Here is a 13,666-nt window from a genome sequence, read left to right on the forward strand (position 1 = left end):
ACCGGCCACGGAGGCAGGACGACAGAACCAGTGAACAAGAGCGGGCAATCCGGGTGACCGGTGCGCGCGCATTGCGAAGGTTGGGATTGACGTGATTCAGCAGGAGTCCAGGCTCCGCGTCGCCGATAACACCGGCGCCAAGGAAATCCTGTGCATCCGCGTCCTCGGTGGCTCCGGCCGTCGGTACGCGGGGATCGGCGACATCATCGTCGCCACGGTCAAGGATGCCATTCCCGGTGCCGGTGTGAAGAAGGGTGACGTGGTCAAAGCCGTCATCGTGCGCACCGTCAAAGAGCGCCGTCGTGCGGACGGTTCCTACATCAAGTTCGACGAGAACGCAGCCGTTCTGCTCAAGGGCGACGGCGACCCGCGTGGCACCCGCATCTTCGGGCCGGTCGGCCGCGAGCTGCGCGACAAGAAGTACATGAAGATCATCTCGCTGGCACCGGAGGTGCTGTAGTCATGGGCTTGAAGGTGAAGAAGGGCGACACCGTCCTGGTGATCGCAGGCAAGGACAAGGGCGCCAAGGGCAAGGTCATCCAGTCCTACCCCGAGCGGAACCGCGTGCTGGTCGAAGGCGTGAACCGGATCAAGAAGCACACCAAGGTCTCCACCACCCAGCGTGGCGCGAAGTCCGGTGGCATCGTGACCCAGGAAGCGGCCATCCACATCTCCAACGTGATGGTCGTCGACGGCGACAACAAGCCGACCAAGGTCGGCAAACGAGTGGATGACGAGGGTCGCAACATCCGCGTCGCCCGTCGTTCCGGGAAGGACCTCTGATGACGACCGTAGAAGATTCGCCGACCACCAAGGTCAGCCCCCGGCTGAAGACCCGCTACGCCGCGGAGATCAAGACGGCCATGAATGAGCAGTTCGCCTACGGCAACGTCATGCAGATCCCCGGTGTCGTCAAGGTCGTCGTGAACATGGGTGTCGGTGAGGCCGCGCGTGACGCGAAGCTCATCGAAGGCGCGGTTCGCGACCTGGCGCTGATCACCGGGCAGAAGCCCGAGGTCAAGAAGGCCCGCAAGTCCATCGCCCAGTTCAAGCTGCGCGAAGGCATGCCGATCGGCGCAAAGGTCACCCTGCGCAACGACCGCATGTGGGAGTTCCTGGACCGTTTGGTGACCATCGCGTTGCCCCGTATCCGCGACTTCCGAGGCTTGTCGCCGAAGCAGTTCGACGGCAACGGCAACTACACGTTCGGTCTGAACGAGCAGTCGATGTTCCACGAGATCGACATCGACCGGATCGATCGCCCCCGCGGTATGGACATCACTGTCGTCACCACGGCCACCACCGATGACGAAGGCCGGGCGCTGCTGAAGCTCCTGGGCTTCCCGTTCAAGGAGATCTGACCATGGCGAAGACCGCTCTGATCATGAAGTCCAAGCGCAAGCCGAAGTTCGCGGTGCGCGGCTACACCCGTTGCAACCGGTGCGGTCGCCCGCACTCGGTCTACAAGAAGTTCGGCCTGTGCCGCATCTGCCTGCGGGAGATGGCGCACGCCGGCGAGCTGCCGGGCATCACCAAGTCCAGCTGGTAGCACCCCGCGCGGATCAACTTGGCCCGCGCTCATGAAAGTTGCCGTGATGGGACTGGAGTGAAGCGAGTCGTCAAGTTGATGAGCGCAATCGATGTTGATCAGCGCGGCACCCGCGCCGCAATGCCAGCACCCGCACCACCCGGCCGGACGCACACGTCTGGTCATCCCACCCGCGTCGCAGCAGACGCGCTACGTCGTCACAGGCCCGGCCCCGCGCATCTTCCCATCGGATGCGCCGGGGTAGGGAACCAGACGAGAGAGGCACCACCAGAAATGGTTATGACAGACCCGGTCGCGGATTTCCTGACGCGCATCCGCAATGCCAACTCGGCCTACCACGACGAGGTGGTGATGCCCTTCTCCAAGCTGAAGGGGAACATCGCCGACATCCTCGTCAAGGAGGGCTACATCGGCTCCTGGACCACCGCCGACGCCACCGTCGGCAAGTCGCTCGTCGTCACGCTCAAGTACGGCCCGAACCGTGAGCGTTCGATCGCCGGCGTCCGCCGCATCTCCAAGCCCGGGCTGCGCATCTACGCGCGTTCGACCGAGCTGCCGAAGGTCCTCGGAGGCCTCGGCGTCGCCATCATCTCGACCTCGACCGGTCTGCTGACCGATCGCCAGGCCGCCAAGAAGAAGGTGGGCGGGGAAGTCCTCGCCTACGTCTGGTAAGGGACGAAACCTCATGTCGCGAATCGGAAGACTGCCGATCCCAGTTCCTGCTGGGGTCGACGTGACGATTGACGGTCGCACCGTGACGGTCAAGGGACCCAAGGGCACCCTGTCCCACTCGGTGGTCGAGCCAATCATCATCTCCAAGGAAGAGGACGGCACACTCGCCGTCACCCGCCCGGACGACCTGCGGGACTCCAAGTCCCGCCACGGTCTGACCCGGACCCTGGTGAACAACATGGTGGTCGGCGTCACCGCCGGCTACTCCAAGCCGATGGAGATCGTCGGCGTCGGTTACCGCGTGGCCGCCGAGGGCAGGGATCTGGTGTTCGCACTCGGTTACTCCCACCCGGTCCCGGTCAAGGCGCCGGACGGCATCTCCTTCATCGTCGAATCCCCGATCAGGTTCAAGGTCGAGGGCATCGACAAGCAGTTGGTCGGCGAGGTCGCCGCCAACATCCGCAAGTTGCGCAAGCCTGACCCGTACAAGGGCAAGGGCGTGCGGTACGCCGGCGAGGTCGTGCGGCGCAAGGTCGGAAAGACGGGTAAGTGATGGCAGCCAACGTTTCCCAGAAGCGCGCCGAGGCGCGGACGAGGCGGCACTTCCGTCTGCGCAAGAAGGTCACCGGCACTGCCGTGCGCCCGCGTCTTGTGGTCACCCGCTCTGCCCGGCACATCGCCGTGCAGATCGTCGACGACACGATCGGCCGGACGCTGGCCGCCGCTTCGACCCTCGAGGCGGACCTGCGGTTCGCCGACGGCGACAAGAGTGCCAAGGCCAAGAAGGTCGGCGAACTGATCGCCGAGCGCGCCAAGGCGGCCGGGGTTTCGACTGTGGTGTTCGACCGCGGTGGCGACAAGTACCACGGCCGGATCGCATCTCTGGCCGACGGCGCCCGTGGCGCCGGGCTGGAGTTCTGACATGAACAACTGTGCATACGTGATCGAGAGGGACATCTGATGCCCGGACAAGCTAGGCAGGGCGGCGGCGGTTTCGGCGGCCAGGCCCGTACCGGCGGCGAGGGTGGCGGTGACCGCGGAGGTCGCGGTGGCCGCGATCGCCGCGATGGCGGACGCCGCGACGCGCCCGTCGAGAAGAACCCGCTGTTGGAGCGCATCGTCGTCACCAACCGTGTGGCCAAGGTGGTCAAGGGTGGGCGTCGGTTCTCCTTCACCGCGCTGGTCGTCGTCGGTGACGGCGACGGCACCGTCGGCGTCGGCTACGGCAAGGCCAAGGAAATCCCGGCCGCCATCGCCAAGGGCGTGGAGGAGGCGAAGAAGAACCAGTTCAAGGTTCCGCGCATCGCCTCCACCATCCCGCACCCGATCCAGGGCGAAGCGGCCGCCGGCGTCGTCCTGCTGCGCCCGGCCAGTCCTGGTACCGGCGTCATCGCCGGTGGCCCGGTGCGTGCCGTGCTCGAGTGCGCCGGCATCCACGACGTGCTCTCCAAGTCGCTCGGCTCGGACAACCCGATCAACATCGTGCACGCGACGATCGCAGCACTGAAGGGCCTCATGCGCCCCGAGGAGATCGCGGCCCGTCGTGGGCTGCCGATCGAGGACGTGGCCCCGGCCGCGATGCTGCGCGCCCGCGCGGGACAGGGTGTGTGACATGGCCCAGCAGCTCAAGATCACGCAGGTCCGTTCCACCATCGGCAACAAGCCGAAGGCACGCGAGTCGGTGCGTTCGCTCGGCCTGAAGAAGATCCACCAGGTCGTGACGGTCCCGGACAACCCCGTGAACCGTGGCTACCTCAAGTCGGCCCGTCATCTCCTGACGGTCGAGTTTGTGAAAGATGGGAATGACGAACAGTGACGATTAAAGTCCACCACCTCCGCCCCGCTCCGGGTGCGAAGACGGCCAAGACCCGCGTCGGCCGTGGTGAAGGTTCCAAGGGCAAGACCGCGGGCCGCGGTACCAAGGGCACCGGCGCTCGCAAGAATGTCCCGGCGTCCTTCGAAGGTGGCAACCTGCCCCTGCACATGCGTCTGCCGAAGCTCAAGGGCTTCAAGAACCGCTTCCGTGTGGAGTTCCAGGTCGTCAACATCGGTCAGATCGTCACCCTGTTCCCCGAGGGTGGCGCCATTGGCATCGCCGAACTGGTCGGGGCCGGCGCGGTCCGCGCCAACCAGTTGGTGAAGGTGCTCGGCGACGGCGACATCGCCGGTGTCAAGCTCGACGTCACCGCGAATGCCTTCTCCGGTGCGGCGAAGGAAAAGATCAGCGCGGCCGGCGGTACCACCACCGCCGTCTGACGCTCCCGGCGAGCTGTCGACCAGCACGCCGAAGTGGTGTCGAACCGCCTGGATCCCCCGGGATTCCTGGTCACCCCGTCGGAAGACGGGTCCAGGACCCGGGGGATCTGTGCGTTACAGTCTCTTCATTGGGGAGCGTGGTCTGCTGCCCCGGCGACCGATGGGTCGGCGGCACTGCTGCCGGGCGTGCTCGGTCGTCGCCGAACTCCTGCCCTACCTCCCGCATGGGAATCTCCGGGTAGCACAGCAACACCTAGGCTGTGCTGGAACAGCAGCCTTCGTCACCGACTTGCCAGCACCACGTAGCACCTGACACAGCTCCATCTGGCTAGACCCAGCGCCGACCAGTCGCTGGGGCTGAGATATCGCCACCGTCCTGCCGGGCCGGTGTCGACAGGAGGACCATTGCTCGCCGCATTCGTCTCGGCACTGAAGACACCCGACCTGCGGAAGAAGATTCTCTTCACGCTCGCCATGGTCGCGGTGTATCGGCTGGGTGCCACCCTTCCGTCTCCCGGTGTCGCCTACGCCAAGGTGAACCAGTGCATCGCTGCGGGCGGTGCGGACAATTCGCTCAACACGGTACTGAACCTCTTCTCGGGCGGTGCCCTGCTGAAGCTCAGCGTGTTCGCGCTGGGCATCATGCCCTACATCACCGCCTCCATCATCGTGCAGCTGCTCACCGTCGTGATCCCGAGGTTCGAGCAGCTCAAGAAGCAGGGCCAGCCCGGCCAGGCCAAGATGACGCAGTACACCAGGTACCTGACGATCGGCCTCGGTGTCCTCCAGGCCACGGCCTTCATCGCCCTGACGATCAACGGCCAGCTGTTCCCGAACTGCGCCAACAGCGGTGACATCATCCCCGACCGCAGCACCCTGACGCTGATCGTCCTGGTCCTGACGATGACGGCCGGCACCGCCGCCATCATGTGGATGGGCGAGCTGATCACCGATCGCGGTATCGGCAACGGCATGTCGATCCTGATCTTCACCTCGATCGCAGCCCGCATCCCCAGCGAGGGGCAGCAGATCCTGGCCTCCGGCGGCGGTGTCGTCTTCGGCGTCATCATCGTCATCGGCCTGGCCATTATCGCCGCTGTCGTGTTCATCGAGCAGGGGCAGCGTCGGCTCCCCGTCCAGTACGCCAAGCGGATGATCGGCCGCAAGATGTACGGCGGCACGTCGACCTATCTGCCGCTCAAGGTGAACCAGGCCGGCGTCATCCCGGTCATCTTCGCGACCTCGCTGCTGTACATCCCGTCCCTGATCGTGCAGTTGATCGGCGGATCGACCACCAACGGTGTCGTCAACTACTCCGGATTCAGCAACTTCCTGAACATCTACGTCGTCGACCAGAGCAACTGGTTCCACAACGTCCTGTACTTCGCGCTGATCATCTTCTTCACCTACTTCTACGTCGGAATCACCTTCAATCCGACGGAGCGAGCGGACGAGCTCAAGAAGTACGGCGGGTTCATCCCCGGAATCCGGCCGGGACGCCCGACGGCCGAGTACCTGCAGTTCGTGCTCTCCCGGATCACCCTGCCCGGTTCCCTCTACCTCGGCGTGGTCGCCATCCTGCCGAACCTCTTCCTGTCGCTGACCGGTAGCGGCAACAACCAGAACTTCCCGTTCGGTGGCACCTCCGTGCTGATCATGGTCGGCGTCGGTCTCGACACCGTGAAGCAGATCGAGACCCAGCTCATGCAGCGCAACTACGAAGGGTTCCTCCGCTGATGCGTCTGCTCATCGTCGGTCCGCAGGGTGCCGGAAAAGGCACCCAGGCAGCGTTGCTCGCGGAATCGCTCGGAATTCCCCACGTCTCCACCGGGGACCTGTTCAGGGCCAACCTGGCGGGCGGCACCGAACTGGGCATGCTGGTCAAGAAGTACGTCGATTCCGGTGAACTGGTGCCGGACGAGGTCACGCAGGACATGGTGGCCGATCGGGTGTCCCAGCCCGACGCCGAACCCGGGTTCCTGCTGGACGGCTTTCCCCGCAACATCACGCAGGCCGACTGGCTGACCGCCATGCTGGACGGGCGTCATGCGCCGATCGAGCGGGTGGTCCTGCTGACCGCCCCCGACCAGGTCCTGCTGGACCGGATGCTCTCGCGCGGGCGGGCGGACGACACCGTCGAGGCGATCACCCGTCGACTGGACATCTACCACCGCGAGACCACGCCGCTGATCGACTACTACGACGGCCGGGTGGTGCACGTCGACGGTGTCGGCGAGGTCGACGAGGTGCACCGGCGCGTGCTCGAGGCGGTTCGCAGTCCCCTCACCGCTGCCGGTGAACTGCGCGGTTGAGCGGTGTGGCCCGTCAGGGGTCCGGCGGTGTGAACGGGAGCGGAGTGGGACATGGCTGATCGCGGTATCCAGTACAAGACGTTGGGCGAGCTGCAGGCGATGCGAGCCTCGGCCCTGGTCCTCGTGCGCGCCATCGCAGCCGGCCGGTCGGCGGTCGTACCCGGTGCCACCACCGCCGACGTCGACGCGGCCGTCGCCGCGGTGATCGCCGACGCGGGCGCGACGAGCAATTTCCTGCACTACGGGGCACATGGGGCCGATCGGGGATTCCCGGCCACCATCTGCGCCTCGGTCAACGAGGAGGTCGTCCACGGGATCCCGGGTCCACGGGTGCTGCTGGAGGGCGACCTGCTGTCCATCGATGCCGGTTGCATCCTCGACGGCTGGCACTCGGACTCGGCGATCACGGTGCACGTCGGGGAACCGTCGAACATGGCCGAGGTGGACCTGATCAACGCGACGTCCCTGGCCATGTGGGCCGGTATCGCTGCCGCGAAGCCCGGTGGGCGGTTGGGTGACGTGTCGTGGGCGATCGAGACCGCCGGCGACAAGTCCGGTGCCCAGGACGGGCGGCGCTACGGGTCGGTCTCCGGGTACGGCGGGCACGGGATCGGCACGGCGATGCACATGGAGCCGTTCATCCCCAATACGGGCAAGCGCGGGAAGGGCCAGCGTCTGGCGTTCGGCATGGCGCTGGCCATCGAGCCGATGCTCACCCTCGGCCGGCCGGCGACCAGGGAACTGGACGACGGCTGGACCGTGGTCACCAAGGACGGTGCCCGGGCGGCCCACTACGAGCACTCGGTCGCCATCTGCGAGGACGGGATCAGCGTGCTCACTGCCCTCGACGCGGGCATCGCGGAACTGGCCCCGTTCGGGGTGACGCCCGTCTCGCTGGACTGACCCCCGCTCCGGCGCCGGGTTGAGGATGCCGGGTGGCCGTCGCCGGGTTGGCGTCGCCGGGCGGACGGTGCAGGTGGACGTCGCGGCAGGTGGCAGGCATGCGGCTGCCGGGCTCGACTTTGTCGAGCACGCTCGGACGCGTACAGTGGAGTTTCGGCGTACGTGTCGTGTCGGTTTGCTGTGGCCGCGAATCGTCATCGACTCCTCTTGTGCGCTCTCTGATGGTTTTGCAGGGCTGATTCGATACCGGGGTGCCCGTCACCCGGCCAGGGTGTTCTACACCTGGCAGTCGGTACTGGAGATGCGCTACCCGATCGTCACACCCACGGCTCATGGTCGAGGGGAAAGGCTGTGCCCACCCGTGGGCGCGGTCACGGCACCAGAAGTCGTTTCGACAGGTGCCGTGCAGCAGGAACAACAGCAACGGATTGCGGAGGATATGGGCAAGAAGGACGGGGCCATCGAGGTCGAGGGCCGCGTGGTCGAGCCGCTCCCCAACGCCATGTTCCGCGTGGAGTTGGAGAACGGGCACCGCGTGCTGGCTCACATCAGCGGGAAGATGCGGCAGCACTACATCCGCATCCTTCCCGAGGACCGCGTGGTCGTGGAGCTCTCGCCCTATGACCTCACCCGCGGTCGGATCGTGTACCGCTACAAGTAACCACTGCGTCTACAGGAACCACTGCGTCCACAGGAACCGATGCGCCGCAGGCGCGAGTCGGCGCCGACGGGGTGGTTGGCATCAACAGCAGGGTGTGAGGCAGGCAATGGGTCTGCCTCGCGAGCAGCCGGCCCCCGGGCCGGTCCGCGGGAAGTAGCACCGCCTCCGGGTGGCGCAAGAGAAAGAAGCACAGCCAGATGAAGGTTCAGCCCAGCGTCAAGAAGATCTGCGACAAGTGCAAGGTGATCCGCCGGCACGGTCGCGTCATGGTCATCTGCGACAACGTGCGTCACAAGCAGCGCCAGGGCTGATCCAGGCCCCGGCGCCTGTTCGCGTTCCGCGGGCAGGTTCCACCGTCCGTCGGACCGACGGGCACCCATCGCGTCACCAGCCGAGTCGTCCTCCGGGACGGAGCGGTACACCCCCGGACTTCAGGCCGGGGCCCGTGTCGCGGTCGATCGGCCCCTCAACCGGGGGAGTGCGAGACCGCGGCGACACATCGGGACGGGACGCGACCGACACCTGGAGGACCACCGAAGGAGTACCGCGCCGAATGGCACGACTCATGGGTGTCGATCTTCCCCGCGACAAGCGCATGGAGATCGCACTGACCTACATCTACGGGATCGGCCGCACGCGCGCCGCTGCCCTGTTGGTCGCAACCGGCATTAGCCCGGACCTGCGCTCCAAGGACCTGACCGATGACGACGTCCTCGCTCTGCGCGAGCAGATCGATGCCGGCTTCAAGGTCGAGGGCGACCTACGCCGTGAGGTGCAGGCCGACATCCGTCGCAAGATGGAAATCGGTTCGTACCAAGGCATTCGTCACCGTCGTCACCTGCCGGTGCGTGGTCAGCGCACCAAGACCAACGCACGGACCCGCAAGGGCCCGAAGAAGACCATCGCCGGCAAGAAGAAGGCCAGGTAATACGCCATGCCACCGAAGACCCGTCAGGGTGCCGCCGGCGTCAAGAAGATCCGGCGCAAAGAGAAGAAGAACGTCTCGCATGGGCACGCCCACATCAAGAGCACGTTCAACAACACCATCGTCTCGATCACCGATCCCACCGGGGCCGTGATCTCGTGGGCCTCGGCCGGCCACGTCGGCTTCAAGGGCTCGCGCAAGTCCACCCCGTTCGCCGCCCAGATGGCGGCCGAGAGTGCCGCCCGCAAGGCCATCGAGCACGGCATGCGCAAGGTCGATGTGTTCGTCAAGGGCCCGGGTTCGGGTCGCGAGACGGCCATCCGCTCACTGCAGGCCGCCGGCCTCGAGGTCGGCGCGATCTCCGACGTCACCCCCCAGGCCCACAACGGAACCCGGCCGCCCAAGCGGCGTCGGGTCTGACCCGGGGAAGAGGAAACCAAATCATGGCTCGCTATACCGGTCCTATGACCAAGAAGTCCCGTCGCCTCAAGACCGACCTTGTCGGTGGAGACAAGGCGTTCGAGGCCCGTCCCTTCCCTCCAGGGCAGCACGGTCGTGCGCGCACCAAGGAGAAGGAATACCTGACCCAGCTGCAGGAGAAGCAGAAGGCCCGCTTCACCTATGGCGTCATGGAGAAGCAGTTCTCCCGCTACTACAAGGAAGCGTCGTCCCGTCCGGGCAAGACCGGTGAGACCCTGTTGCAGATCCTCGAGTCGCGTCTGGACAACGTCGTCTACCGGGCCGGTCTGGCCCGGACCCGCCGCGCGTCGCGCCAGCTGGTGACCCATGGTCACTTCCTGGTCAACGGCAAGCGCGTCGACGTCCCGTCGTACCGCGTCGAGCAGTACGACATCGTCACCGTTCGCAAGCAGTCCGTGGAGACCTTCCCGATGGAGCTGGCCCGCCAGACCTTCGGCGACCGTCCGACGCCTGCCTGGCTGCAGGTCGTCCCGAACTCGCTGCAGGTGCTCATCCACCAGCTGCCCGTCCGGGCCCAGATCGACTCGCAGATCACCGAGCAGCTGATCGTCGAGTACTACTCGAAGTAGGCCGTTCCCTCTCCACCCGCACGACAGCAGCACCGCAGCAGCACCCCGGTCGCGCTTATCAACTTCGGCCGCGCTCACGAACGTTCCGATTTTGGGACTCACGTGCCAGAAGTCGACGACTTCATGAGCGCCGAGGAAGTTGATAAGCGCGATGGGGTAGCTCGACCAGCACCAACGCTCCACCAGCAGGACCCCTGTGTGGCGTCAAATAGCGGTCGCCACCCTTTGCAGTCGAAAGGACCCACCCATGCTGATCTCCCAGCGCCCGGCCCTCACCGAGGAGCCGGTCTCGGCCAATCGTTCGCGGTTCGTCATCGAGCCGCTCGAACCAGGTTTCGGCTACACCCTGGGCAACTCGCTCCGGCGCACCCTGCTGTCCAGCATTCCCGGTGCCTCGGTCACGAGCATCCGGGTGGACGGCGTGCTGCACGAATTCACCACCGTTCCCGGAGTCAAGGAAGACATCACCGAGCTGATCCTGAACCTCAAGGAACTGGTCGTCTCGAGCGAGGACGACGAGCCCGTCACCATGTACCTGCGCAAGCAGGGCCCCGGCGACGTGACCGCCGCCGACATCGCGCCGCCGGCCGGCGTGGAGGTCCACAACCAGGACCTGCACCTGGCCACCCTGACCAAGAAGGGCAAGCTCGAGATCGAGCTCGTCGTCGAGCGTGGCCGCGGCTACGTCCCGGCCTCGCCCAACAAGGTCGTCGGCGCCGAGATCGGCCGCATCCCGGTCGACTCGATCTACTCGCCCGTCCTGAAGGTCACCTACCGCGTCGAGGCGACGCGTGTCGAGCAGCGCACCGACTTCGACCGTCTCGTGCTGGACGTCGAGACCAAGCCCTCCATCTCCCCGCGTGACGCGCTGGCCTCGGCCGGCACCACCCTGGTGGAACTGTTCGGCCTGGCCCGCGAACTGAACGTCGACGCAGAGGGCATCGAGATCGGGCCGTCGCCGGCCGAGGCCGATCACATCGCCGCGTTCGCCCTGCCGATCGAGGAGATGGACCTGACCGTCCGCTCCTACAACTGCCTCAAGCGCGAAGGCATCCACACGGTCGGCGAGCTCGTCTCGCGGACCGAGGCCGACCTGCTCGACATCCGCAACTTCGGACAGAAGTCGATCGACGAGGTCAAGATCAAGCTGCACGGCCTCGGCCTGTCCCTCAAGGACTCGCCGGCCGGTTTCGATCCCGCCGCCGCGGCCCAGGCCTACGGCGACGCCGACTGGAGCGATACCGACGACGACTTCGCGCCCGCGACGGTCATCCCGGACGAGGGCACCAATTTCGGTGTCCCGGCCGAGACGGCCAACGACGACACGGATTACGCCGAGACCGAGCAGGTCTGATCGTTCGAGCACCACGGTCCGTCCCTCGCACGGGACGGGCGGCGCGCCGGCCCGGCCGGAGCACCACAAACGGATAGGAAAACGTCGGGGTCCGGGAGTTCGCTCCCGGGCGCCGCCTCACCCGCACATCTGGACACTCCAGGTGACGGACACGATCACAAGGACATGACATGCCAACTCCCACGAAGGGACCCCGCCTCGGCGGATCCCCGCAGCACCAGCGTCTGATCCTGCGCAACCTCGCGCAGTCGCTGTTCGAACACGGCAAGATCACCACGACCGAGGCCAAGGCCAAGCGACTGCGGCCGTTCGCCGAGAAGCTGATCACCCACGCCAAGCGTGGCGATCTGCACGCACGTCGTGAGGCACTGAAGGTCATCCGGGACAAGGCTGTCGTCCACAAGCTGTTCGCCGAGATCGGGCCGTCGTTCCAGACGCGCGCCGGCGGATACACCCGCATCATCAAGACGGCCCCGCGCAAGGGCGACAATGCGCCGATGGCGATCATCGAGCTGGTGACCGAGGAGACCGTGTCCTCCGCCGCCAACCGTGTTGCCCGTCGGGCCGCCTCCACCAGGGCTGCAGCCCCGAAGGCCGACGCCCCCCGGACCGACACCACGGCGGCCGATGCCGTCGAGGCCCCGCTGGAGGCTCCGACCGAGATCGAGGAGGCCACGCAGGCCGAGCAGGCGGCCGACGAGGCTCCGGCAGAAGGCGAGGCCGAGGCCGTGGAGGCCACGGACTCTGCCGTCACGACCGAGCCCGAGGACGCAGCGGACAAGAAGTAGGACTGCTCCGTCGGGGCGACCCGACCAGGCGGTGGGCCCGCCCCGGAGAGATCCGGGGTGGGCCTTTTCCTGTCCCCGACCGCGGTCCGTGCGTCGGAGGCCCATCGGCATTAGGCCCATCGGCATTCGGCCGATCGGCATTCGACCAGTGGGCACTCGGCAGAATGGGCACTCGAGCACGGGGGAGGGACCGGCATGACGGACGCGAGCCTCGACGCGGTGACGGGCGACGATCTCGTCCGGTTGCGTCTGGACATCTCCTACGACGGCACCGACTTCTCCGGCTGGGCCGCCCAGCCCGATCGGCGCACCGTCGCCGGATGCCTGACCGACGCGCTGGTGGTGCTGTTCCGTCAGGCCGTCCCGCTCGTGGTCGCCGGCCGGACCGACGCCGGGGTGCACGCCAGCGGGCAGGTGGCCCACATCGACGTCCCGGGGGCCGGGCTGCGGCATCTTGCTCCCCGTGTGCGGCCGACGGACCCTCCCGGGTCCGACGAACTCTCCGGTGGGCGGACGGGGCTCCTGCGACGACTGGCCGGACTGCTGCCGACCGACGTCAGGGTGCGCCGGGTCAGCATGGCACCCGATGGATTCGACGCCAGGTTCGCTGCGCTCCGCCGCCACTACCGATACCGGATCGGGATCGCGGAGTGGGGGGTCGAACCGTTGCAGCGCAGGGACATCTTCTCCCGACGGCGACCGTTGGACGTCGAAGCGATGTCCGACGCCGCGGCGCGGCTGCTCGGACTGCACGACTTCGCGGCGTTCTGCAAGCCGAGAGAAGGAGCGACGACGATTCGTGAACTGCAGGGACTGACGGTCCGGCGTGAGGGGGAGGAGGTCGTCATCGACGTGCAGGCCGACGCCTTCTGCCACTCCATGGTGCGGTCGCTGGTGGGATCGCTGATCGCGGTCGGAGAGCATCAGGTACCGACCGGCCACCCGGCCGTCCAACTCGCGAGCAGGTCGAGATCGACCGGCATCCACATCGCGCCTGCCCTGGGGCTGACGCTCGTCCAGGTCGACTACCCGCCCGATGCCGAGCTGCTACGGCGGGCCACCGCCACCAGGGCCATCAGGGCTTTGCCTCCGCCGGACTCCTGACGAACGGGCCGCCCCGGCGCCATCGGAGCGGGTGGCCAGGGAACCGATCGGGCTCCGGCAGGGTCTACTCCGGGCAGAGGGCCGGGCCGGCTC

21 protein-coding genes are annotated in these 13,666 nt (G+C 66.7%); all 21 read left to right on the forward strand.

Annotated features, from left to right (window positions below; translation table 11 throughout):
• The first annotated feature begins 91 nt into the window (after positions 1–91).
• The 21 genes from rplN (at position 92) to truA (ending at position 13,573) form a co-directional block, all read left to right on the forward strand.
• Positions 92–460 (forward strand): 50S ribosomal protein L14, encoded by a 369-nt coding sequence (rplN, locus tag H7F38_RS10255; protein ID WP_090476363.1) that lies wholly within the window; start codon positions 92–94, stop codon positions 458–460.
• Positions 461–462: 2 nt separating this feature from the next.
• The gene (gene rplX, locus H7F38_RS10260; protein ID WP_370531313.1) at positions 463–783 is read left to right on the forward strand and encodes a 50S ribosomal protein L24; all 321 of its coding nucleotides are present in this window, start codon (positions 463–465) and stop codon (positions 781–783) included.
• Positions 783–1,361 (forward strand): 50S ribosomal protein L5, encoded by a 579-nt coding sequence (gene rplE, locus H7F38_RS10265; protein ID WP_187093965.1) that lies wholly within the window; start codon positions 783–785, stop codon positions 1,359–1,361. Before rplX ends, rplE begins: the two co-directional genes overlap by 1 nt.
• Positions 1,362–1,363: 2 nt before the next feature.
• Positions 1,364–1,549, forward strand: a complete 186-nt coding sequence (locus H7F38_RS10270) for a type Z 30S ribosomal protein S14 (RefSeq protein WP_187093966.1) — start codon at positions 1,364–1,366, stop codon at positions 1,547–1,549.
• A 273-nt stretch (positions 1,550–1,822) separates the two neighbouring features.
• Positions 1,823–2,221, forward strand: a complete 399-nt coding sequence (gene rpsH / locus H7F38_RS10275) for a 30S ribosomal protein S8 (RefSeq protein ID WP_187093967.1) — start codon at positions 1,823–1,825, stop codon at positions 2,219–2,221.
• 13 nt (positions 2,222–2,234) lie between these two features.
• The gene (gene rplF, locus H7F38_RS10280; protein WP_187093968.1) at positions 2,235–2,774 is read left to right on the forward strand and encodes a 50S ribosomal protein L6; all 540 of its coding nucleotides are present in this window, start codon (positions 2,235–2,237) and stop codon (positions 2,772–2,774) included.
• Positions 2,774–3,142: a 50S ribosomal protein L18 gene (gene rplR / locus H7F38_RS10285; RefSeq protein ID WP_187093969.1), complete on the forward strand. Its 369-nt coding sequence runs from the start codon at positions 2,774–2,776 to the stop codon at positions 3,140–3,142. Before rplF ends, rplR begins: the two co-directional genes overlap by 1 nt.
• Before the next feature lie 39 nt (positions 3,143–3,181).
• Positions 3,182–3,832, forward strand: a complete 651-nt coding sequence (rpsE, locus tag H7F38_RS10290) for a 30S ribosomal protein S5 (RefSeq protein ID WP_187093970.1) — start codon at positions 3,182–3,184, stop codon at positions 3,830–3,832.
• 1 nt (position 3,833) lies between these two features.
• The gene (rpmD, locus tag H7F38_RS10295) at positions 3,834–4,037 is read left to right on the forward strand and encodes a 50S ribosomal protein L30 (RefSeq protein ID WP_187093971.1); all 204 of its coding nucleotides are present in this window, start codon (positions 3,834–3,836) and stop codon (positions 4,035–4,037) included.
• Entirely contained in the window at positions 4,034–4,477 is a 444-nt protein-coding gene (gene rplO / locus H7F38_RS10300; RefSeq protein WP_187093972.1) for a 50S ribosomal protein L15, read from the forward strand. Before rpmD ends, rplO begins: the two co-directional genes overlap by 4 nt.
• A gap of 405 nt (positions 4,478–4,882) precedes the next feature.
• Positions 4,883–6,214, forward strand: coding sequence for a preprotein translocase subunit SecY (secY, locus tag H7F38_RS10305; RefSeq protein ID WP_187093973.1), 1,332 nt, complete (start codon positions 4,883–4,885; stop codon positions 6,212–6,214).
• Complete coding sequence (locus H7F38_RS10310; protein ID WP_187093974.1) at positions 6,214–6,789, forward strand: adenylate kinase; 576 nt, start codon at positions 6,214–6,216, stop codon at positions 6,787–6,789. Before secY ends, H7F38_RS10310 begins: the two co-directional genes overlap by 1 nt.
• A gap of 51 nt (positions 6,790–6,840) precedes the next feature.
• Positions 6,841–7,692, forward strand: coding sequence for a type I methionyl aminopeptidase (gene map, locus H7F38_RS10315; protein ID WP_187093975.1), 852 nt, complete (start codon positions 6,841–6,843; stop codon positions 7,690–7,692).
• 439 nt (positions 7,693–8,131) lie between these two features.
• On the forward strand, positions 8,132–8,353 hold the full coding sequence (gene infA / locus H7F38_RS10320) for a translation initiation factor IF-1 (protein WP_015746488.1): 222 nt from the start codon (positions 8,132–8,134) through the stop codon (positions 8,351–8,353).
• A 197-nt stretch (positions 8,354–8,550) separates the two neighbouring features.
• Positions 8,551–8,664, forward strand: a complete 114-nt coding sequence (gene rpmJ / locus H7F38_RS10325) for a 50S ribosomal protein L36 (RefSeq protein ID WP_073715456.1) — start codon at positions 8,551–8,553, stop codon at positions 8,662–8,664.
• Between the two features lie 242 nt (positions 8,665–8,906).
• Positions 8,907–9,281, forward strand: coding sequence for a 30S ribosomal protein S13 (rpsM, locus tag H7F38_RS10330; RefSeq protein WP_187093976.1), 375 nt, complete (start codon positions 8,907–8,909; stop codon positions 9,279–9,281).
• 6 nt (positions 9,282–9,287) lie between these two features.
• Complete coding sequence (gene rpsK, locus H7F38_RS10335) at positions 9,288–9,698, forward strand: 30S ribosomal protein S11 (RefSeq protein WP_090476393.1); 411 nt, start codon at positions 9,288–9,290, stop codon at positions 9,696–9,698.
• A gap of 23 nt (positions 9,699–9,721) precedes the next feature.
• Positions 9,722–10,327 carry a 30S ribosomal protein S4 gene (gene rpsD / locus H7F38_RS10340; protein ID WP_187093977.1) on the forward strand — a complete coding sequence of 202 codons (606 nt, stop codon included), beginning with the start codon at positions 9,722–9,724 and terminating at the stop codon, positions 10,325–10,327.
• A gap of 247 nt (positions 10,328–10,574) precedes the next feature.
• Complete coding sequence (locus H7F38_RS10345; RefSeq protein WP_255498319.1) at positions 10,575–11,681, forward strand: DNA-directed RNA polymerase subunit alpha; 1,107 nt, start codon at positions 10,575–10,577, stop codon at positions 11,679–11,681.
• Between the two features lie 170 nt (positions 11,682–11,851).
• Positions 11,852–12,469: a 50S ribosomal protein L17 gene (gene rplQ / locus H7F38_RS26265; RefSeq protein ID WP_187093978.1), complete on the forward strand. Its 618-nt coding sequence runs from the start codon at positions 11,852–11,854 to the stop codon at positions 12,467–12,469.
• A gap of 195 nt (positions 12,470–12,664) precedes the next feature.
• A complete protein-coding gene (gene truA / locus H7F38_RS10355; RefSeq protein WP_187093979.1) occupies positions 12,665–13,573 on the forward strand; it encodes a tRNA pseudouridine(38-40) synthase TruA in 909 nt (302 codons plus the stop codon).
• The last annotated feature ends 93 nt before the right edge of the window (positions 13,574–13,666 follow it).

The sequence above is a fragment of the Nakamurella sp. PAMC28650 genome, from assembly GCF_014303395.1.
In the GTDB taxonomy this organism is placed as follows: Bacteria; Actinomycetota; Actinomycetes; order Mycobacteriales; family Nakamurellaceae; genus Nakamurella.